General features: G+C 61.5%; 13 protein-coding genes and 3 pseudogenes. 8 read left to right on the forward strand and 8 right to left on the reverse strand.

All coding sequences use genetic code 11. The annotated features are described in order from the left end of the window. Positions 1-285: 285 nt before the first annotated feature. Positions 286-933 (reverse strand): helix-turn-helix domain-containing protein, encoded by a 648-nt coding sequence (locus JQK15_RS16310; RefSeq protein ID WP_214866454.1) that lies wholly within the window; start codon positions 931-933, stop codon positions 286-288. A gap of 170 nt (positions 934-1103) precedes the next feature. Here JQK15_RS16310 and JQK15_RS16315 point away from each other — a divergent pair, with 170 nt between their 5' ends. The 7 genes and pseudogenes from JQK15_RS16315 to JQK15_RS16345 all read left to right on the forward strand — a co-directional run. After that, a complete protein-coding gene (locus JQK15_RS16315) occupies positions 1104-3086 on the forward strand; it encodes a serine hydrolase domain-containing protein (protein ID WP_214866455.1) in 1983 nt (660 codons plus the stop codon). Between the two features lie 2 nt (positions 3087-3088). Next, positions 3089-4096: a dipeptide epimerase gene (locus JQK15_RS16320; RefSeq protein WP_214866456.1), complete on the forward strand. Its 1008-nt coding sequence runs from the start codon at positions 3089-3091 to the stop codon at positions 4094-4096. 169 nt (positions 4097-4265) lie between these two features. Continuing rightward, on the forward strand, positions 4266-6443 hold the full coding sequence (locus tag JQK15_RS16325; RefSeq protein ID WP_214866457.1) for a TonB-dependent receptor: 2178 nt from the start codon (positions 4266-4268) through the stop codon (positions 6441-6443). A 14-nt stretch (positions 6444-6457) separates the two neighbouring features. Then, a complete protein-coding gene (locus JQK15_RS16330) occupies positions 6458-7501 on the forward strand; it encodes an N-acetyltransferase DgcN family protein (protein ID WP_214866458.1) in 1044 nt (347 codons plus the stop codon). After that, on the forward strand, positions 7498-8631 hold the full coding sequence (locus JQK15_RS16335; RefSeq protein ID WP_214866459.1) for a YkvI family membrane protein: 1134 nt from the start codon (positions 7498-7500) through the stop codon (positions 8629-8631). Before JQK15_RS16330 ends, JQK15_RS16335 begins: the two co-directional genes overlap by 4 nt. Next, on the forward strand, positions 8628-10208 hold the full coding sequence (locus JQK15_RS16340; protein ID WP_214866460.1) for a serine hydrolase: 1581 nt from the start codon (positions 8628-8630) through the stop codon (positions 10206-10208). The genes JQK15_RS16335 and JQK15_RS16340 overlap by 4 nt, the downstream gene beginning before the upstream one ends. Next, positions 10205-11380: pseudogene (locus tag JQK15_RS16345) on the forward strand (dipeptidase); the annotation flags it as partial. The gene JQK15_RS16340 and the pseudogene JQK15_RS16345, both read left to right, overlap by 4 nt. Before the next feature lie 22 nt (positions 11381-11402). On the opposite strand, the pseudogene JQK15_RS26925 reads toward JQK15_RS16345, so the two are convergent. From JQK15_RS26925 to JQK15_RS16375, 7 genes and pseudogenes are all read right to left on the reverse strand, one after another. After that, positions 11403-11573: pseudogene (locus tag JQK15_RS26925) on the reverse strand (IS630 family transposase); the annotation flags it as partial. Positions 11574-11739: 166 nt separating this feature from the next. Further along, positions 11740-11877, reverse strand: a complete 138-nt coding sequence (locus JQK15_RS16350) for a helix-turn-helix domain-containing protein (protein WP_214866461.1) — start codon at positions 11875-11877, stop codon at positions 11740-11742. Between the two features lie 66 nt (positions 11878-11943). Then, a complete protein-coding gene (gene treY, locus JQK15_RS16355) occupies positions 11944-14343 on the reverse strand; it encodes a malto-oligosyltrehalose synthase (protein WP_214866462.1) in 2400 nt (799 codons plus the stop codon). Further along, positions 14340-16106 (reverse strand): 4-alpha-glucanotransferase, encoded by a 1767-nt coding sequence (gene malQ, locus JQK15_RS16360; protein ID WP_214866463.1) that lies wholly within the window; start codon positions 16104-16106, stop codon positions 14340-14342. Before malQ ends, treY begins: the two co-directional genes overlap by 4 nt. After that, positions 16103-17809 (reverse strand): malto-oligosyltrehalose trehalohydrolase, encoded by a 1707-nt coding sequence (gene treZ / locus JQK15_RS16365; RefSeq protein WP_214866464.1) that lies wholly within the window; start codon positions 17807-17809, stop codon positions 16103-16105. The genes malQ and treZ overlap by 4 nt, the downstream gene beginning before the upstream one ends. After that, positions 17806-19911, reverse strand: coding sequence for a glycogen debranching protein GlgX (gene glgX / locus JQK15_RS16370; protein ID WP_251007800.1), 2106 nt, complete (start codon positions 19909-19911; stop codon positions 17806-17808). The genes treZ and glgX overlap by 4 nt, the downstream gene beginning before the upstream one ends. 44 nt (positions 19912-19955) lie before the next feature. Continuing rightward, positions 19956-20162: a DUF2934 domain-containing protein gene (locus JQK15_RS16375; protein WP_214866465.1), complete on the reverse strand. Its 207-nt coding sequence runs from the start codon at positions 20160-20162 to the stop codon at positions 19956-19958. 145 nt (positions 20163-20307) lie between these two features. Between JQK15_RS16375 and JQK15_RS27485 the strand changes: the two are divergent. Continuing rightward, positions 20308-20632 (forward strand): annotated as a pseudogene (locus JQK15_RS27485) (antitoxin Xre-like helix-turn-helix domain-containing protein); the annotation flags it as partial. Between the last annotated feature and the right edge of the window lie 100 nt (positions 20633-20732).

Below are 20732 nucleotides of genomic sequence, written 5' to 3' on the forward strand. Positions count from 1 at the left end.
AAGTCGGGCACCAGATGCTTTCTATCCTTGATGCGTTAGTCTGCGGCCCGGTCCCAAACGCGCATAGCGCAGGTTATTGCAGCGTTGAGCTAGTAGTGCGACCACTGGTGCGTGACCCGCTCAGGCTTCGCGGGTGGACGCAAAACTGGGGCAATAGCCTAAATTGGCAGACAAACGAGGCGATGCGCGAGCGATAAGATGGCAAGAAGCGGAGCTGCCTGGCGCCGTTGATGCCCAAGCCAAGGCGTCGAGGGCGCCCCCACGAGGCGGATTTACGCGAGACCCTCACTGCCTTGCGTTATCCTGTTCACGTTCCTCGTCATGCAGGGTAAGCAGCGAATTCATAAGGTCGTCATCGGCGCTTGAACAGACGCCGAGAATCACGGCCTCATCGCAGCCGTCGCCAGCGACATAGGCATGCCCCATGTTAGAATCGATGTAGATGGATTCGCCTTCCTCGAGCATGACCGGATCGTAAAATTCGGTGTGGACAACGATCCGTCCCTCAATAACGAAGATGAACTCTTCGCCGGAATGGTGGACTAGATCGCCAAATTCTTCTGTCGACTTGGCGCGCACCCGGGTCACGACCGGGATCATCCGCTTGCGCCGCAATTCGGTGCAGAGATAATAATAATCGTAATTGTCGGTGTTGACCCGCACGGCCCGCGCCATATCGCCCAGGCTGCGGCGCGCCGTGACCGCCACTTCGGGCGCCGCGTCATTTTCCGCGAACAGTTCCGACATTCGGATATTCAAGCGCTGGCTGAGTTGCAGCAGCTTGTCATAGGTCAGCGTCAGCCGGTCATGCTCGACTTTCGACAGGGTCGACACCGGAATGCCGCTGCGGTTGCTCATTTCCTTGAGTGTCCAGTTGTTCCGGGCCCGCACCGCCTTGAGCAGGGTACCAAGGGTCGGTTGCGCCTGGGTCATGCCGCATCTCCTGCCAGACCGGGTTCCGGATTTGACAATTTTCTAAATAGGATCATTATGTCTCAACCAGGATTAATTTGTTTCATATCAGGCGATAGATTAGACGGAACCGCCAAGAGACGCAATCGGCCGATGGCCAGGGAGGCCATAAGGAAAGGGGCTCGCAATATATGTGGAAGCGCTCGTTCAGATGGGGATTGGCGGCGTTGTGCGGCCTTGCCGCAGCCGCCCCCGCATTGACCCAGCAGACATCCTCGCTCCTGCCGCAGCCGGCGGTCAGGACGGAGCAGGCACCTGTCGCACCGCCGCTTTCGGCTGGTGACGGCACGCTGACCAAGGCGGACGTCGATGCCTGGCTTGACGGCTATATGCCCTATGCGCTTGGCCGCGGCGACGTGGCCGGGGCTGTCGTGGTCGTCGTCAAGGACGGCCAGGTGCTGACCCAGCGCGGCTTCGGCTATGCCGATGTTGCCCGGCGAAAGCGAGTCGATCCGGTGACCACCCTGTTCCGTCCCGGTTCGACTTCCAAATTGTTCACCTGGACTGCCGTGATGCAGCAGGTGGAGGCCGGCAGGATCGACCTCGACGCAGACGTGAACCGCTATATCGACTTCAAGCTGCCACCCTACAAGGGCAAGCCGATCACGATGCGCCAGATCATGACGCACACCGCCGGCTTCGAGGAGATCATCAAGAATCTCCTGACCTTCGACAAGCCGCTCAAGTCGCTGGGCGATACGCTCAAGGAGCGGATCCCGGAACGAATCTTCGAGCCCGGTTCGACTCCGGCCTATTCCAACTATGCGACCGCGCTGGCCGGCTATATCGTGGAACGAGTGTCGGGCGTACCGTTCAATGACTATGTCGAACGCAACATTTTCCAGCGGCTCGGGATGCGTTACGCAACCTTCCGCCAGCCGCTGCCGCCTGCGCTCAAGCCCTATATGTCGCAAGGCTATCAGTTGGGGTCCGGCAAGGCCGAACGCTATGAGGAAATCGGCCTGGCTCCGGCGGGGGCCATGGCCGCAAGTGGCGCCGACATGGCCAAATTCATGATCGCGCATCTCAACGGCGGAGCGCCTCTGCTCAAGCCCGAGACCGAAAGGCTGATGCAGACCGCGCAGAACAAGAGCGTTCCTGGGCTTAACCAGATGGCACTGGGCTTCTATGAACAGTGGATCGATGGTCATCGCGCGCTGGCCCATGGCGGCGACACCGTCTATTTCCACAGCGACCTGCTGATCTTCCCGGCAGAAAAGGTCGGCATCTTCATCTCGATGAACAGTCCCGGCAAGGAAGGGGCGGCGGGCGCGATCCGCGGCACGCTGATGGACGAATTTGTCGACCGGTATCTCAGCCCCGGCCCGCGTCCGGTGCCGGTCGAACTGTCGACCGCCAAGGATCATGCCAAGCTGCTGGTCGGCAACTGGAGCAACAGCCGCCGGGTGGAGTCAAGCTTTGCCTCGATCGTCTATCTGCTTGGTGAGGCGAAGATCGGCATCGATGCCGATGGTCGCCCTTCGATCCCCAGCGTGCTGTCGCTGGGCGGCGCGCCGCGCAAGTGGATCGAGGTCGCGCCCTTCGTCTGGCAGGATGCCTATGGCCATGAGAAAATCGCGGCACAGGTGGTCGACGGCAAGGTTGTCCGCTGGAGCTTCAACATGGTCTCGCCCTTCATGGTGTTCGATCGGACGCCTTGGTACGCGACTGGTTCCTGGCTGATCCCGGGCCTGCTGTTCGGAATCGTCATCATATTGTTGACCGCCCTGTCCTGGCCGGTGGGATGGTTCGCGCGCCGGCGCTACGGCACGGCGCTGATGCTGACCGGGACGGATCGGCGTGCCTACCGGCTGGTGCGCGGCTTTGCCTGGCTGGTCGTCGCCGTGCTCGTGGGCTGGATCGGCGTGGTGATGAGCGTCGAGAATTTCGATGCGCACGCCGCGCTCGATCTGCCGATCCTGCTGCTCCAGATCCTCGGCACGATCGGTTTCATCGGCCTGTTCGCGCTCGCGGCCTGGAATCTATGGCTGGTGTGGAAGGGCAAGCGCGGCTGGTTCGGCAAGCTGTGGAGCGTGCTGCTGCTGCTCGGCGCTTTCTTCATTCTCTGGGTCGCCGTGATGTTCAAGCTGATCAGTTTGGGCACGGCCTTTTGACGATGGTGCATCGCCTGACCCTGGACGTGCGGAAGGCGAATTTCGCCTATGCCAAGCCGTTCCGCATCGCTGGCCATGTCTTCACCCAAAGCTCGGTGGTGGAGGTCGGCCTGTCCGACGGCCTCCATGTCGGGCGAGGGGAGGGAGGCGGTGTCTTCTACCTCAATGACGATGTCGCCACGATGGCCGCCGCGATCGAGAGCGTTCGCGATGCGCTCCAAAGCGGTCTGTCACGTTCGACCTTGCAGGAGGCGCTGCCGCCGGGCGGTGGTCGCAACGCGCTCGACTGCGCTTTGTGGGAACTGGAAGCCAAGGCCAGCGGTGTCCCGGTGTGGAAACTGGCCGGCTTGTCGCCGCCTCGGCCGCTGCGAACCACCTTCACCCTGGGTGCGGATGATCCTGCGGTGATGGCGCGGGGAGCCGTCGAGACCTTCCCGGATGCTCGCGCGCTCAAGCTCAAGCTGACCGGCGATCTCGATCTAGATGTCCTCAGGGTAGCGGCGGTCCGGGCTGCACGGCAGGACTGCTGGATTGGCGTGGACGCCAATCAGGCCTATGACATTGCTGATCTGCCCGCTCTGGTCCGCGTTATGATGCGGCTTGGCGTTAATCTGATCGAGCAGCCGCTGGCTCGCGGGCGGGAGGCGGATCTGGACGGCTTCACCTCGCCAATCCCGATCGCCGCCGACGAAAGCGTGCTCGGTCTCGCTGATGTGGAGGCAATGCCCGGCCGCTTCGACGTGGTGAATATCAAGCTCGATAAATGCGGGGGGCTCACGGAGGCGCTGGCTATGGCCCGCCGTGCCCGCGCCCTGGGGCTCGGCGTGATGGTCGGCAACATGATGGGCACCAGCCTGGCGACCGCGCCAGCCTATCTGGTCGGCCAATATTGCGACGTCGTCGACCTCGATGGCCCGACCTTCCTGGCCGCCGATCGGCAGCCTGGCATCGTCTATCGCGATGGTGACATCGAATGCGGCGATGCCGTGTGGGGCCATCTCGCTGCCTAATGCCCTGCGGCAGTCCGACAGATATATGTCGACTATTTTTCAAATCAGGATTGACAATTTTCTCACCGGGATAAATCATCCTATTTAGAAAATTAACCTGACAGCCGGATAGAATCGCGATGCACGCGGGCTGCCGGTGACCATCGACCTTCCAGGGGGGAGACCCACGATGACGCACAGGATCATACGGGAACTGATGATGACTGCGGCAGCCGGCGCACTGCTGCTGCCCGGTCTTGCGCTGGCGCAGGATGCCGCACCGCAGGCGGGGGTGGCGAGCGATGACGCGATCATCGTCACTGCCCAGAAGCGTGCCGAGCGGGTACAGGACGTGCCGATCTCGATCAGCGTCGTCGGCGGCGAGCAGATGCAGCAGAGCGGCGGTTCGCAACTGCTCGACTATGCAGCCTATGTGCCCGGCCTCCAGGTCGACAATGGCGGCTCGCCCGGCCGTTCTACCCTGTCGCTGCGCGGCGTCGCACCGATCGGCCCAAGCGCGACGGTCGGCGTCTATCTCGACGATGCGCCGATCGGCTCCAGCGGCATCTATAATCGCGGCCAGAGCTTCTCGCTCGATCTGCTGCCCTATGATGTCGAGCGGCTGGAGGTGCTGCGCGGACCGCAGGGCACGCTCTATGGTGCCAGCTCGATTGGCGGTTTGCTCAAATATGTGACGGTCCAGCCCGACCTGCAGAAATTGTCGGTGCGCGGTGGGGTAGAACTGTTTGCTATTGCCCATGCCAGCGATCCGGGTTGGGCCGCCAGCGCGATGGTCAATGTGCCGATCATCTCTGACCAGTTGGCTGTCAGCGGCAGCTATTCGCGGCGCGAGACGCCCGGCTACATCGACAATATCCTGACTGGAAAGACGGATGTGAACGAAGCGGTGCAGGAAGGCGGCCGCGTCGCCTTGCTGTGGAGGCCGGACCCGGCCTTGACGATCAAGCTCAGCGGTCTGTGGCAGTCGGTCGATTCCGATAATTTCGGTATCGTCTATGAAGGAATGAACAACAGCGCGCTGGCACCCGGCGCAAAGTTCCTGAACACCAACAGCCAGCTCGACGAGCCCTTCAGCAGCGACTTCCAATATTACTCCGGCAGCGTCGCCTATGATTTTGGTTTTGCCGAGCTAAGTTCGACCACCTCTCACAGCAAACTCAAGATATTGGAGACGAGTGACGCGTCGCGCATCTATGGCGTCCTGTGGGGCGGTTACGCGATCTATCCGGCGCGGTTGCACCAGAAGAAATGGACCGAGGAACTACGCCTCACCTCAGCTTCCAGCGACGCGCTGGAATGGATGTTGGGCTTTTTCTACACGGACGAAGACAACAGCCATGATCAGTTGGTCAATGCGCTGGACCTCGACGGTAATCCTATCCCGGGTATCGATCCTTTCGCGGTGGTGGCGCTGCCCAACACCTACAAGGAATATGCGTTTTTCGGCAATGCGACCTGGAAGATCAGCGATCTATTCCACCTGACGAGTGGGCTGCGCTGGGCGCGCAACGATCAGACCTTCACCCAGTTGACACAGATCCCGCTAGCGGGCCTGGATAGTGGCGGTGATGGCAAGTCCCACGAGGAAATCCTTACATACAGCATCAGTCCGCAGCTCAACCTCAGTCGTGACACCATGCTCTATGTCCGTGTTGCCAGTGGCTACCGCCCCGGGGGTCCGAACATCGCATTGCCCGGCTTCCCTTCGACCGTCGATTCCGAAACCGTGACCAGTTACGAGGCTGGCATCAAGGCCCGCTTCCTCAATGGCGCGGTGACATTCGACGCGGCCGCCTTCCTGCTCGACTGGAAGGATCTGCAGATATCTGCTGCCTTCGCGGCCGGTATCAACGGTCTGGTCAATGCTGGCAAGGCGCGCAGCAAGGGTGTCGAAGCCTCCTTGCTGGTCGAGCCGGTGCGCGGCCTGAGTGTCGGGGCCAATTTCGCTTATACCGACGCGCGCTGCACACAGACGACCGACAATTGCGCCGATGGCGACCAGTTGCCCAACGTACCTAAGCTTTCGGCGGCGATGACAGCGGATTACCGCTTCCCGGTGGGGGGCACGGCCGAGGCGCGGATCGGCGGCGCATTGCGCATCGTCGGGGATCGCGTTTCGGCAGTGGAAAGCTCGCCCCTCTTCGTGCCGGTGGACGGCTATGCCACGCTTGACCTCAACGCAGGCATCACCTTCGACCACAAATGGACGCTGCGAGCCTATGTCCGCAACCTTGGCGACGAGGAAGGGCGGATCACGACCAGCGTCGCCACCACCAATCCCGGCTATCTGTCGACCGTGCCGCTCCAGCCCCGCACGCTGGGCATGGCGATCGACGTGGCATTCTGAGCGGAGTTTCCTCCATGAACGTGCCTTTCGGCTCGCGCCCCGACGCGCTGGCCTTGCCCCAGCCCTATCTGCTCTTCCTGGGCGACACGACTGAAGAAGGCTTTGCCAAGACCGCCTTTGGCCTGCGCGACTGGGCGGCGGACAAATGCGTGGGCGAATTGGCCTGCGGCGCGACCGTCAGCACCGGCCTGCCCAGTCTGACTCCGGCGCAAGCCGTGGCCAGGGGCGCACGCGGGCTGGTGGTCGGTGTGGCCAATCCGGGCGGCGTCATTCCGCCGCTGTGGCGCGCATCGCTGGTGGAGGCACTGGAGGCAGGACTCGACATCATCGCCGGAATGCACATGAAGCTCGCCGATATTCCCGAACTCGGGCAGGCGGCGGAGCGGCTTGGACGCCGGCTGATCGACGTGCGGGTGCCGCCGGCGCAGATACCGGTCGCGACCGGGCGCAAGCGCAGCGGCAAGCGGCTGTTGACGGTCGGGACCGATTGTGCGCTCGGCAAGAAATATACCGCGCTGGCGCTCGCTCGTGCCTTTGCCGCGCGCGGCGTCGACAGCGATTTCCGCGCCAGCGGTCAGACCGGAATCATGATCGCCGGGCGCGGCATCCCGATGGATGCGGTGGTCTCCGATTTCGAGGCTGGCGCGGCGGAAATGCTGTCGCCCGATGCTGCGCCGGATCATTGGGACGTGATTGAGGGGCAGGGTGCATTGACCCATCCTGCCTATGCCGCCGTGTCGCTCGGCCTGCTTCATGGCAGTCAGCCTGATCTGTTCATCGTGTGCCATGAACCCGGCCGCACCGACATGCTCGGCACGGCAGGCTACACGCTCACCAGCATCGAGCATATTATCGAGCTGACGACCCTGCTTGGCCAGCGCACCAATTCGGCGATCCGCTGCGGCGGGATCAGCCTCAACACGGCGGCGCTCGATGCGACGGAGGCCGATGCGCTGATCGCCAGCGAGAGTGCGCGACTGGGCCTGCCGGTCGCCGATCCGATGCGCGGCGGCCCGGCCTTCGACGCGCTGGTCGATTATTGCCTGGCAGCGGCATGAGCGGCGCGGTGGCGGGATCCAGCTGGTTTCAGCGCTTCCTGCTACCGGGTTTTGCGCTCAAGGCCGTGATCATCGGTGGTGGCTACGCCACCGGCCGCGAATTGGCCGAATATTTTCTGACCGGCGGGCCGTGGGGTGGCCTGTTCGGCATGGTATTCGCAGCACTGCTCTGGAGCCTGATCGCGGCTGTGACCTTTGCCTATGCACGGCTCGTCCAGGCCTATGACTATCGCGCTTTTTTTGTTGCACTGCTCGGCCCCGGCTGGATCGCGTTCGAGGCTGCCTATGTCATCTTCGTTGTCCTCATATTGGCGGTGTTCGGTGCCACGGCCGGGGCGATCGGCCAGGCGTTGACCGGCGCGTCCGAATATGTCGGCACGCTGCTGCTCGCCATCGGCATCATCGTCACCACGGCGCTTGGCACCGGCGCGGTCGAGCGCATGTTCAAATATGTCTCGCTGCTGCTCTACGCCGTCTATGCGCTGTTTCTGCTGCTTGGCCTCTGGAACTTCGGCGACCGCATTGCCGCAGGCTTTTCGACGACGGTGCCGACGACCGGCTGGATGCTCGGCGGTGCCACCTATGCCAGCTACAATATCGTCGGCGCCGTGGTGATCCTGCCTGTGCTGCGACATCTGACCAGCCAGCGCGATGCCGTGGTCGCGGGCCTCATCGCCGGTCCGCTTACCATGTTGCCCGCGATCCTGTTCTTCATCTGCATGGTCGCCTTCTATCCCGGAATCGGTGCGGAGACGCTGCCATCCGACTTCCTGCTGCGCCAGCTCGACATCCCGGCCTTCCACTGGTTGTTCCAGTCGATGATCTTCTGCGCCCTGCTGGAAAGCGGCGCTGGCGCGGTCCATGCCATCAACGAGCGTATTGCGGGCGTTGTCCGGGCGCGGCGCGGCCATGATCTGGGGCCGGGTGCCCGCGCGCTCATCGGAGTCCTTCTGCTGACCCTGTGCATGGCCGTTGCCAACCGCATCGGCCTCATCGACCTGATTGCCAGCGGCTATCGTTTCCTCGCTTGGCTGTTCCTCATCGTCTTCGTCGCGCCGCTGCTGACGATCGGGCTCGCCCGGTTGCTGCGGCGGCCATCCACCCCGCTTGCCGGAGAATTGCCGTCATGACCCCGCGCCTGCTTCGCGGCCTGTCCGGGCTGCTGCTCGTCCTTGCCACCCCCGCCCTGGCCGAACCGCCCAAGGGGCTGGCCGACCGGGTCGAGGCGCTGCGTCGGCAGGTCGGGGCGCCTGGCATCGCCGTCGCCATCGTGGAAAAGGGGCAGACGACGCTGGCTCAGGGCTGGGGCGTGCGCAGGCTGGGCGATCCCGCGCCGGTCGATGCCGACACGATTTTTCAGACGGGTTCCACCGGCAAGGCCTTTACCGCAGTCGCGCTCGCCATCCTCGTCGACCAGGGTAAACTCGGCTGGGACGACCGGGTGATCGATCACATGCCCTGGTTCCGCATGTATGATCCGTGGGTCACGCGCGAAATCACGGTGCGCGACCTGCTGGTCCATCGCAGCGGCCTGGGTCTAGGGGCGGGCGATCTGCTGTTCGTTCCGCGCGGCAGCCTGTCGCGCAAGGAGACGGTGAAGCGCTTGGCCTATATTAAGCCCGCCACCAGTTTCCGTTCGGGCTATGCTTATGACAATATCCTCTACATGGTCGCCGGCCAGCTGATCGAAGAGATCAGCGGCCGGAGCTGGGAAGAGTTCATGACGCAGGAGGTGCTGAAACGCGGCGGCCTGGCCAGCGCGACGGCAACCTATGAAGCGCGCTGGGCGACCCCCGATCGCGCCTTCCCCCATGCCCGGATCGGTGGTGCGGTCCGCGGCGACGGCGCCAATTCCCTGCTCGACGAGCGTGAGGAACTGGGGCGCGCGGCGATGCCGGCAGGTGGTCTGGCGCTCAGCGCCAACGACCTTGCGCAGTGGCTCAAGATTCAGCTCGGCCGTGGCGCGCTGCCCGGCGGCGGAAGGCTGTTCAGCGAGATGCAGGCGGCCGAGATGTGGAAGCCGGCGACGATCGAACCAGCCAAGGCCTATCCGCCCAGCCTCGCGCCGCTGGCCTCCCATGTCACCACCTATGCGCTCGGTTGGGAGGTGTCGGACTATCATGGCGCCCGCATCCTGTCCCATGGCGGCGGTGTGTTCGGATCGATCACCCATATCATCCTGCTGCCGGATCAGGATGTCGGCATCGCCGTGGTCGTCAATTCGGAGGATGTGGCACTGTTGCGCGGCGTCGCCCATATGCTGGTCGATCATTATCTCGGCTTGCCCGATCAGGACTGGCCGGCGCGGTTCGGTCAGTTCATGGAACAGCGCATCGCCGGCGGCAAGGCGGCGCTCGCCGTCGCGCGGGCCGCGCCCGCCAGGATTGGCCCGTCGCTGCCGCTCGACCGCTATGTCGGCACCTATCGCGATCCCTGGTATGGCGATGTCGTCGTCACGCGCGAGGGCAAGGGGCTGCATATCAATTTCACCACCACCCCGCGCATGGCGGGGCGGTTGGATCATTGGCAATATGACAGCTTCGTCACCCGCTTCGACGACAAGGCGATCGAGCCGGCCTATGTGACCTTCGCGCTCGACGCGGACGGCAAGGTCGCGCGCGTCTCGATGAAGGCGGAAAGCCCGATCGCCGATTTCAGTTATGATTATCAGGATCTCGACCTGCGGCCTGTGGAGACCGGCAAGTGAAGCGCGCATCCCTTCTGTCCCTGCTGCTGCTTGCCGGCTGCGCGACCACCGCCTCGGCGCCCCAATCGGAGGATGCCGCAGCGCTCCATGCCCGATTGCTTTCGCTCGACACCCATATCGACACGCCGATGCATTTCGCACGGCCGGGCTGGAGCTTCGGCGAGCCGCATGATCCGGCCACGGATCTGGTTCAGGTCGACATGCAGCGGATGGAGGCAGGCGCGCTCAGCGGCGGCTTCTTCGCCATCTATACCGAGCAGGGGCCTTTGACCGCGGAGGGCTATGCCGCTGCGCTCGCCTATGCGCGCGGCCGGTCGGACCTGATCGACCGCACTGTTGCCGCCTTTCCCGGACGGATCGCGCCGGCTCTCACGGCGGATGATGCTGAGCGGCTCCATCGCCAGGGCAAGCTGATCGCCTTCAAAAGCATGGAAAACAGCTATGAATTGGGAGAGGATATCGGCCTGCTCGACGAATTCTACGCTCGCGGCGTCCGGCTTGCCGGGCCGGTGCACGGCGCCAACAACCAGTTCGCCGATTCCGCCACCGACAAGCCGAAATGGAATGGGTTGAGCCCGCTTGGCCATCGTTGGGTGCAGGAAATGAATCGGCTCGGCATGGTGATCGACGCCAGCCATGCGTCCGACGCCGCCTTCGACCAAATGCTGACAGAATCGAAGACCCCGATCCTTCTGTCTCATTCGAGCGCACGCTGGGCCTTCGATCATCCACGCAATCTCGACGACGGCCGCATTCGCAAGCTGGCGGCGAACGGCGGGGCGATGTGCATCAGCACGATCTTTCTGTCGGACCTCAATCTTGCCGGCGAGCGCGCCGCCTTGTTCGCACGCTATGAGCATATTTCGGATCTCAGCCCGGCCGAACAGGTCGAACTGGCACGGCAATGGCGTGAGTTGGACCGTACCCAGCCGCTCTGGAACACCGATTTCGAACGTTATATGGCAATGATCATGCATGTGATCGAAGTTGCCGGCGTCGACCATGTCTGTTTTGCGGGTGATTGGGATGGGGGCGGCGGCTTTGTGGGCTTTAACGATATTTCTCAGCTGCCACGTGTCACCGCCCGGCTCAGACAGGCCGGCTATTCGGATGATGAGCTGGCCAAGATGTGGGGGGGAAACGTGCTTCGGATCCTGCGCGAAACGCAAAGCGTAGCGGCAAACTGGGTGTCAGTGTCTGCAACGTCACGCCGCCAATCCGCGCGGCATCGCTGCGGCTCCCACCATCATAAATTTCCGCCAAGGCCAGCAGCCGCCGTCCCTGGTTCGCGCTCCTGGTCGCACGCGCCAGTCGCCTCAAGCCCACCGCGTCAAAGTCGTCCCGCAATCCGATCGCTGCACCCATCGCCATGCCCTCCAACGGAAAGCCATAGATTCAGAAATTCAGCGCCTTGGGAATCCCCCTCGTGAGTCAGCATCACTGGAGGTCGGTATAAGGGCCTGTTCCCCAGCTCGTCGAGCTGTTTGAGCGCCTGCAAACGCCGAACAAGGCGGACATTCGCAAACCTTGTCTAGTCTAGGGCATTGTCGGTGACGAGATAATCGACCGTGGTATCGAATGCGTCCGCGAACTTGACGAGGACGTCGATCGGCGGTGTGTTGAAGCCGCCTTCATATTTATAGATCTGCTCGAACCGGATGCCGACCATGCGGGGGCCCGCCCATTGCTTTTTTATTCGCCATGTCTGCGAGTCCAGCTGGGTCGAACCAGCGACCTACTGATTAAAAGAAAGCGGGTCGAGGCGAATGTAAAAAGGGTGATGAGCAAACATCTGTCGCGCCGCCACGGGGCGCGGCGTGAGGAGATATGTGTCCTGCCACCAATGCGAGGACGGCAGGCATCCAGATGCGATGATAGGGTCCGCCGCGCGAATGAGGACGGCGCAGGTTAGTCGCTTTGTGGCGCCGCTGCGGGTGAAGGCAAGGATACTGCCGGCCCTTTGACCTTGGACTAGCACGGGGTCGTAACAGGACGATGAAAATAACGAAGGATTGTCCCGCCGCATCGTCAAAAGCCTGCGAATAAGATGCAGTTTGCCGTTCCCTGCATTGTCATTGGAAGCAAGCGCGGTCTGGCGTAGCGTATAATCTACCGGGCGTCGATTATCGGGATCGACGAGGCTCAGATCCTCGAGCTCGCAGCCTTGGTAAATGTCGGGAACACCAGGGAGACAGAATTTCAAAACGGTCTGCACCAGGCTGTGAACCCGTGCGGCGGGCTCGATCAGGCCGAGAAGTCGCTCGATATCGTCCCGGAAGCCGGGGTCGTTGACAAGACCGCATGCCAGATGGGCAGCCTTTTCCTCATAGTGGGTGCATGGCTCCTCCCAGCTTGAACGTAGCCGAGCCTCCCGAAGTGCTTTTTTCTGCCAGGCGAGGATGCGATCATTATAGGCAGGAGATCCACCTGAACCGTCCCAAGTGCCAAGCAAGGTCTGGAAAAGCTGATAGCGATCGGCAGGATGGATGTCGCTGTGGTGCGCGACGGCAAATTCATTCCATCGCTGAACATAATCCGCCCAGAGTTCGGGCACGCCGCTAAGAACGGCAATGCGTGCGCGGTTATCCTCACCACGCTTATGATCGTGGGTTGCGCTCGCAAGCATGGCCGCTGGAAAGTTGCTGGCGCGCTCACAAGCGCGGCGATGAAATTCCGCCGGCGAAATGGCAAATTCGCCCGGCGCGGATCCCACCTCATTGGCTGACAGTAGAGGTGCTCGTCTATAGAAGGCGGTGTCTTCCACTCCCTTGGCGGCGATGGGCGCCGATAGCTGCTGAAATCGGCGTACTGCCTCAGCCGCAAGGTCGGGCACGCCAGGGCCATCACCTGCAAGCCAAGCCAGAATCTGCTGCGCGACCGGTTGTTCGCCCGGGGGAAGGTAGGGCTTTGCCGCTTCCCATGCCTCAGACCGTGCTTCCTCGTCACTTGCAGGAGCCGATTGTCCATCGCCATAAGTGCGATAGACAGGAAAGGTCTGTAGCAGGCCGCTAATCGCGCGGCGAAACATTGGCTTCGTCCACGCCATGATCGCTGCATGTCCGCTGCTTTGTGCGACCGCGCGGAAGGCGTCGACGCAGCCGCTCAGCTGCGCCTCAAACTGCCATTCCAGCATATCGCGTTTCGCGCGCCGGATCACATCTTGCGCGTTGGACTGATCGGGCTCGAGCACTGTCCAAAGGTCGGAGAGGGGTTTTTCTCCATTTGGCTCGTGAAGCAGGGCCATGACGTCGCGCATGAAGTCATAACCAGTGGTGCCCTCGACGCCCCAATCGGCAGAGAGCGTCTCCCTGGGTCCAAGTATCTTTTCGACCAGAATGGTGGCGCCAGGGCGAATTTGGTCCATGCGCGATCGCAGCTGCCGGCAATAGCGGGCGGGATCGGAGAGGCCATCGACATGGTCAATGCGCAGACCGTCGATCAGTCCATCCTGGTACAGGCGGAAATAGAGGCTGTGCGTGGCCTCAAAGACTTCAGGGTCTTCGACCCTGATGCCTGCCAGATCGTTGATCGAGAAAAATCGACGCCAGTTCAGCTCATCACCGGCTGCACGCCAATGTTTAAGGGCATAATGCTGCGCCTCGACAATGGTGGCGATGTCGCCCTGCTGCGGCCCGTCGGGCCGTAGCGGAAGCTTGTGCTCACCGTAGAGCAACAGATGCGGTTCACCCGTTGACCCGAGGGCCAGATTGCCCTGCGCCAAGACATCGCTTAGGGGCTCACCCAATATAGGCAGTGCCAGCGCGCTGTTCCAGTCGATATCGAAATAGTGGGCAAACGGGCTTGCAGAACCCAGGCGCAGCACATCATTCCACCAAAGATTCTCGCCGCCAGCCACGCCCATATGGTTTGGAACGATGTCGATAATGATGCCCATTTCATGAGCGCGCAATGTCGCGACCAGGCTTTGAAAACCAGCTTCGCCGCCAAGCTCGGGGTTGATGCGGGTCGGGTCGATGACGTCATAGCCGTGAGTTGACCCCTGGCGCGCTGTCGTGATCGGCGAAGCGTAGAGATGGCTGATCCCGAGCTGCGCGAGATAGGGAATGATTTTTTGGGCCGCCGCAAAAGGGAATTCCTTTGTCAGTTGTACCCGGTAGGTCGCGCGCAGCGTCATTGCTGTTTCCCTTGGCGCGGAACATTTCTCTGGCGGCCCTTGGTCAGGCAGGCAATACGTCGTTGGACGTCAGCATCGGCCAGCAGCCTTTCGAGCGGCGCTGGAAGGCGACGGCGCCAATTGGGATGTTCGATCGTGGTGCCCGGTAGGTTAGGCTGCTCGATAAGGCCCATAAGATCCTCCATTGGCACCAGCAACAGGGGCGCTGCTGAGCCGGCAAGAAAGGTGAGGGCGCGCTCGATGACCGGTGCCGTGTCTGCATCATCGGGCTGCGGAGCACCTGCACCGATTGCTGTCCACAAGTCCAGACGGGCTTTGGCCCGTTGGGCTCGCGTTTCGCCTCCGCGATCGAGCCTGCGGTTCCAGTCAAGATCGCGGCCCGTCCACCAGCCCGCGATCGTCGCGATGTCGTGTGTTCCGCTCATGGCCACGGATCGCTCGGGATAATCAGAAGCCGGCAGGAAGCCTTCATCATCGCGAGCGAAAGGCAGAACGGTCATGCCGTAGATATTTGCCCTCTCCAGCGCTTCGTCAAAGCCGGTGGGCCGCGTGCCCAGATCCTCCGCGATGACTATGGATCCTGCGCGCCATGCCTCCAGTTTGAGAAGGCGCAGCATGTCGGGGAAGGGATAAGAAAGATAAGCTCCCTCGGCTGCCGGACGGCCCTCGGGAATGACCCATAGCCGCTGCAGTCCAAAGCCATGGTCAATACGCATGCCCCCGCCACGCGGCATGTTAGCTCGCAGCAGCGCGATGAAGGGCGCAAATCCGCGGTCTTCCAGGCCCTGTGGGCTGTAGCCCGTCAGGCCCCAGTCCTGCCCCCGTGGCCCGAGCGGATCAGGCGGCGCGCCTATGCGAAGACCTTGCAGAAAGGCGCCGGGGTCTTTGCGTGCATCCTCTCCTTGCGGATCGACGCCGACAGCAAGGTCGGTTATGACGCCGACTGCCATGCCCGCTTCCTTTGCGGCACGTTGGATAGCATCGAGCCCTGTACGCGCCTGCTCCTGCAAGAAAGCTTCAAAGTTGCCGGCATCAAATGTCGTATTGCCTTCCGGCGCAGCGCGCATGAACGCCTGCTCCAGCGCCTTCAGCTTGGCAGGACCGGCAACCTCCCAGTCTATCAGTGTCGCCGATGGCGCCACTCCTCGCGCGTCTACTGGTACCAGGAGCGCGTTGAGTGCAATCCGGCTCGAGGGAGAGTAGGGCGCAAAATCGCCGGGCGCGAGGAGCGATTGCGCATGAACAGGGCTAAGGGCTATGGCGTCCGCCCCACAGGCGCTAAGACGCAGGACCGCGTCCATAAGAGCGTCGAAGTCGCCAAAATCCTTCCCCTCCTCGCGCAGCGAAGGGATCTGGACTGTAACGCCCCATCCGCGGGTCCTGATAGCGGGACAGGAGGGCGGCGCGACCGCCACCATCATGCTGCCGCCATCAAACTCGGCGCAATAATAACCCGGGGCTGATACTCCATGGTCGGGGTCGATTTCCAGCGCCGTCCCCCTCTCGTCCCGGAGGGTAAATTCGCCGCTGGGCAAGGGCAGGGGCTCGCCGTAATCAACCGTTACCAATTTGGGGCGGGCAGAACGCCGCTGGTGAAGCGTGGCGCGTGACACTTTCACAGCCTCGTCATCACCAGCGGATAGGCCGAGCGCGGCCAGGATCGCACGCAAGCTGTCATCGCTTACAATCTGCTCGACCCCGTCCGCATTGGTCCACCGGCGAGAAATGCCTGCTTCCTTCGCAAGCTGATGAAGCGGTCTCATTGCGGTTGACTGATCCAGACGGCGCAACTGGCCGGTGCGCCTGGCACCCCGGTGGCGAACGCGGGCTCGCTATTTTGGGGAAGAGCGACGGCCATCTCGCCAAGATTGATGAGGATGGTAAGCAGGCGCCCGCTCCCAAGCATCCACCTTGCCTCGACTGCGCCGCTGGAGAGCGCAGCCGCGCCAAGAGCGCGTGCCCCTGCGATACCTGGTATGATCGCCTGGCGGCGGAGGGTTAAAAGCGTGGCATAAAAGGACCGCCAGTCATTGGCATCCTCGCCGGGCAGGATCCTGGCCATCTTGAATGTGTCGAACGCATTGGGATCGGGGATGCGGTCCCTGGCATCGCTGCTCGAGAAGGCGGCAAAGCCCTTGAACTCATGACGCCGGCCCTCCCGAACGGCGTCAGCAAGCTCATCATGGAAATCGGTGAAAAATAGAAAGGGGCTCCTTGCGCCTACCTCCTCGCCCATGAACAACAGGGGGATATGCGGCAGGAGCAGTAGCAGACATGTCGCGGCCCTGAGCCGTTTCAATGATGTAAGATTGATCAGCCGCTCGCCGAGCGCCCGATTACCGGTCTGATCGTGATTTTGCAGGAAGGCGATGAAGGCGCTAGGGGGGAGATGTGCACTTTTACTCCCGCGCAGCTTGCCATTTTGATGCGGTGAGGGATCGCCCTGATAGACGAACCCCTCGCTCAGGCAGCGTGCCAGCTTCTGCGTGGGTTCGTGCGCGAAGTCCTCATAATAGGCATCATGTTCACCTGTCAGAAGAACATGCATGACATTGTGGAAGTCGTCATTCCACTGGGCGTCATAGCCCTTCGGGCCCAGTCTGGCGGCATCGTTGCGCTCGTTTTCGAGCATCAGATATATCTGTCGGCCATTGGTTCGTTCGCGGAGATAGCGTGCAAGGCTGTCAAGGAAATCGTCGTTGCCGATTGCATGGACCGCATCGAAGCGAAGGCCGTCAAAGCCATAGTCGTTCAGCCACATGAGCGCATTTTCGCGGAAATAAGCCGCAACCTGCGGTCGGTCGACCGCTACTGCCCCGCCCCATGGTGTATGTTGCTTTGCGTGAAAAAAGGGCTTGGCATAGCTGCCGAGATAATTCCCGTCGGGTCCAAAATGATTGTAGACGACGTCGAGAAGGATCATCATCTCCAGGCGATGGGCGAGGTCGATCAGCTCGCGCAGCTCCCTCGGGCTGCCATAGGCTTCGGCAGGCGCGAAGGGAAGCACGCCATCATAGCCCCAATTGCGTGATCCGCTAAACGCATTGATCGGCATGAGCTCAATCGCCGTTACACCTATCTCGGCCAGAGCAGGCAGCTGCTCAGCCACCCCTGCAAATCCACCATAAAGTCCGACATGCAGCTCATAAATGACGACTTCCTCCCATGGGCGGCCCACCCAGCGATCGGGAGGCGGTGCGATCGGGGTGATGACGCTCCAGCCATGCACGCCGCCACATTGGCGGCGGGATGCAGGATCGGGGACAGCAAGGTCTGGGGCAATTCGAAAGCGATAGCGACTTCCTTCTCTTGCTTCAGTCTCGACACAGAACCAGCCTTCACCGGCTTTTGCCATCGGTAGCGGCTGCGCGCAGTCCATCTCCAAAGTTACATGCTCCCGGTCAGGCGCCCAGAGCGCAAAGCGCCATCGCCCGTCGCCAAGATCGGTTGGCCCCCAGTCGGTCATGCGACCGGTCTTTCGCCAAGCCAGGAAATCAATACGGCGGCGTGCGCCGCGACCCTGTATCCGTCACCGATTGCAAAGGGCGCTCGCTCGGGCTGCGCACTGTCGATGAGCACCTGGCGCGGCGCGGAAGGAGCTGGAAGGGTAAAGTCAATCGCATCCCCGCTTGCGTTGAGCAGCAATGTCAGAGCCTCCACGCGCCCGTCCTCCAGCAGGCTTGCCCGTCGCATGACCAGGGCGCGCCCTTCAGGGTTGTTCCAGTCGTCCTCGGTCAGTCGCTCCCCACGTTCATCCCACCATTCAATATCGTTGATGCCAAAGCCCGGTGAATCCTGACCATAAAGAAAGGTCGCGGCCCGCAGCACCGGGTGGGCCTTGCGCAGCCCGATCAATCTCGCTGTAAAATCGAAAAGATCCTTGCCCTCCTCACTCTCCATCATCGACCAATCGATCCAGCTTATTTCATTGTCCTGGCAGTAGGCGTTGTTGTTTCCCCCCTGGGTACGGCCAAATTCATCGCCCGCCACCAGCATTGGAGTACCAAGAGAGGCAAAAAGGGTCGTGAGCATGGCACGGCGCACATTGCCTCGTCGCGCAGTTATGGCCTGGTCATCCGTCGGCCCTTCTTCGCCCCAGTTTCGCGAGAGATTATTGTCGTGGCCATCGCGATTATCCTCGCCATTGGCTTCATTATGCCGGTCCTCATAGGAGACAAGGTCCGCAAGCGTGTAACCATCATGGCTGGTTAGAAAATTTACGCTAGCCCAGGGACGGCGTGCACGACGGTCGAAAAGATCACCAGATCCAGAGAGCCGCGCTGCCAGATCCGCTCGCTGCAGTGGATCCCCCCGCCAGAAACGACGCGTGGTATCGCGATATTTGTCGTTCCATTCAGCAAAGCCTGGCGGGAAATTGCCAAGCTGATAACCCCCCATGCCCACATCCCATGGTTCGGTGATGAGCTTGAGCCGTCCAAGTACCGGATCCTGTCGCAGGACATCAAAAAGGCCGGCATTGGGATCGAATCCATGATCTGTGCGACCAAGTGTCAGCCCGAGGTCAAACCGAAAACCATCTATACCGAAACTGTTTGCCCAGTAGCGCAGTGAGTCAGCCACCATTTGGATGACCCTGGCATGGGTCAGATTAAAGCTGTTGCCCGTGCCGGTATCGTTAAGACAATAGCGCGGATCATCGGGCAGGAGCCTGTAATAGGTTGCATTATCAATGCCGCGCCAGGAGAGAGTAGGACCTAGCTCGCTTCCCTCGCAACTATGATTATAAACGACATCCAGGATGACCTCGATCCCGGCTGCGTGAAGGCGTCGCACGGCAACGCGCAACTCGTCATGGCTATCGCTTGCGAAATAGCTAGGCTCGGGTGCGAAGAAGCTGAGGCTGTTATATCCCCAATAGTTGCGCAGGCCTTTTTCCAACAGGAAGCGATCCTGGGTAAAGGCGTGGATGGGCATCAGTTCGAGCGCAGTGATGCCCAGTCGCTTCATATGGTCAATCACCCTTGGATGAGCGAGTGCGGCGAAGGTGCCGCGCTCCTGCGCCGGGGCGGCCTCCAAAAGCTTGGTAAGACCCTTGCTATGGGCTTCGTAGATGACGGTCTGCGACCAGGGGATATTGGGACGAATGTCGCGGGACCAGTCGAAACTGTCATGTGTTACCACCCCCTTGGGCATGGCGCTTGCACTGTCGCGCCGATCAAAACCAAGGTCCTTTTGCCGGCCCCGGACCCGATAGCCGTGCAGCACATCATTCCATCGAATATTGCCCGACAGGCGGCGCGCGTAGGGATCGAGCAGCAATTTGTTCGGGTTGAAACGATGGCCCTCCTGCGGCGCGTAGCGGCCATGCACGCGGTAGCCGTAGAGCAGACCTGGCCGCACATCTGGAAGATAGCCATGCCATACTTCATCGGTACATTCGGGAAGGGGGAGGCGAGCTAATTCCTTTCGGCCGCTAGGATCAAACAGACACAATTCGATCCGGTCGGCATTGGCAGAAAAGATGGCGAAGTTGACACCCAGACCATCGAAGCTGGCGCCAAGGGGGTAGGGCGATCCGCCCTCGAGACGATCAGGATATTGGCTCAAGGGCGGTATTGTCCCGTAATTTGCTGACGGAAAAGGCTCCAGCTTCAGGCTCTGGTGGGCTTCTTTTTGGTCAGTGCTTCGGCTGCCGCGCCGCTTGCCAGAGGATTGGGTAGCTGACCTACCGCTTGGGCCTGGGCAATCTCGGCTTCAGCCTGGCGCCAATGTTCGGTTGCCAAACCTTCCGGATGACCTTGCGCCTCCCAGATGGCGTGGGCGCGCTGGCGAATTCTTGCTTCACTCTCGTCTGTCATGATGGCTTCCTGCCTCGGGATCTTTCACGATAATCCAAATGCACGATATGAATTTTGGATGCGCATACTGATATGGATCAGGCTGATTTTGCCTTGGGCCTATTTGACATTTTTTGGGACGAGCCGATGCCCCCCCATCGTCGCGATGCCGCAGCCAATCGATACCTTGCTCGCGCCATTCCGGCCGGAACCGGTAACCCCAGAAGAAGGGCGCGCGATGTTTCGCGCAGCGCTCCAACCTGTTTGGCAAATGGGGCGCTACGGATGAGCAGGCTGCCATTTTGACGGAGATGCCGGTGCGCAGCTTCCGTCGCTGGAAAGCAGAAGGGCCGGGCCGGATCTCGCGCGATGGGCTTGCCCTGCTTTTCAACCTCATGGGCATCCATAAGGCGTTCCGGATCATCTTTCAGGAGCTGCAGCGGGGTTATGACTGGATCAAGGCGCCTAACATGGCCATCACGGGCGGATCATTCAACTAGAGGCTGTTATGAACCGGCGGCGATGGCAGCAGCTTGCTTCATCATGATGCAAGCGAACGCGACGACATGCAGTCCGGCGAGTGTTTGGGCG

The sequence above is a fragment of the Sphingobium sp. BHU LFT2 genome (assembly GCF_018604485.1).
GTDB classification, from domain to species: domain Bacteria; phylum Pseudomonadota; class Alphaproteobacteria; order Sphingomonadales; family Sphingomonadaceae; genus Sphingobium; species Sphingobium yanoikuyae_A.

Coding starts and splice junctions, on each gene's coding strand:
- JQK15_RS16350 (WP_214866461.1), bottom strand. CDS start 11,877: ATGGTCGGCATCCGGTTCGAGCAGATCTATAAATATGAAGGCGGCTTC.
- treY (WP_214866462.1), bottom strand. CDS start 14,343: ATGACGCTGCGCGCGACCTACCGGGTACAACTGACAAAGGAATTCCCT.
- treZ (WP_214866464.1), bottom strand. CDS start 17,809: ATGACCGACTGGGGGCCAACCGATCTTGGCGACGGGCGATGGCGCTTT.
- JQK15_RS16335 (WP_214866459.1), top strand. CDS start 7,498: ATGAGCGGCGCGGTGGCGGGATCCAGCTGGTTTCAGCGCTTCCTGCTA.
- JQK15_RS16310 (WP_214866454.1), bottom strand. CDS start 933: ATGACCCAGGCGCAACCGACCCTTGGTACCCTGCTCAAGGCGGTGCGG.
- JQK15_RS16325 (WP_214866457.1), top strand. CDS start 4,266: ATGACGCACAGGATCATACGGGAACTGATGATGACTGCGGCAGCCGGC.
- JQK15_RS16340 (WP_214866460.1), top strand. CDS start 8,628: ATGACCCCGCGCCTGCTTCGCGGCCTGTCCGGGCTGCTGCTCGTCCTT.
- JQK15_RS16315 (WP_214866455.1), top strand. CDS start 1,104: ATGTGGAAGCGCTCGTTCAGATGGGGATTGGCGGCGTTGTGCGGCCTT.
- JQK15_RS16330 (WP_214866458.1), top strand. CDS start 6,458: ATGAACGTGCCTTTCGGCTCGCGCCCCGACGCGCTGGCCTTGCCCCAG.
- JQK15_RS16375 (WP_214866465.1), bottom strand. CDS start 20,162: ATGACAGACGAGAGTGAAGCAAGAATTCGCCAGCGCGCCCACGCCATC.
- malQ (WP_214866463.1), bottom strand. CDS start 16,106: ATGAGACCGCTTCATCAGCTTGCGAAGGAAGCAGGCATTTCTCGCCGG.
- JQK15_RS16320 (WP_214866456.1), top strand. CDS start 3,089: ATGGTGCATCGCCTGACCCTGGACGTGCGGAAGGCGAATTTCGCCTAT.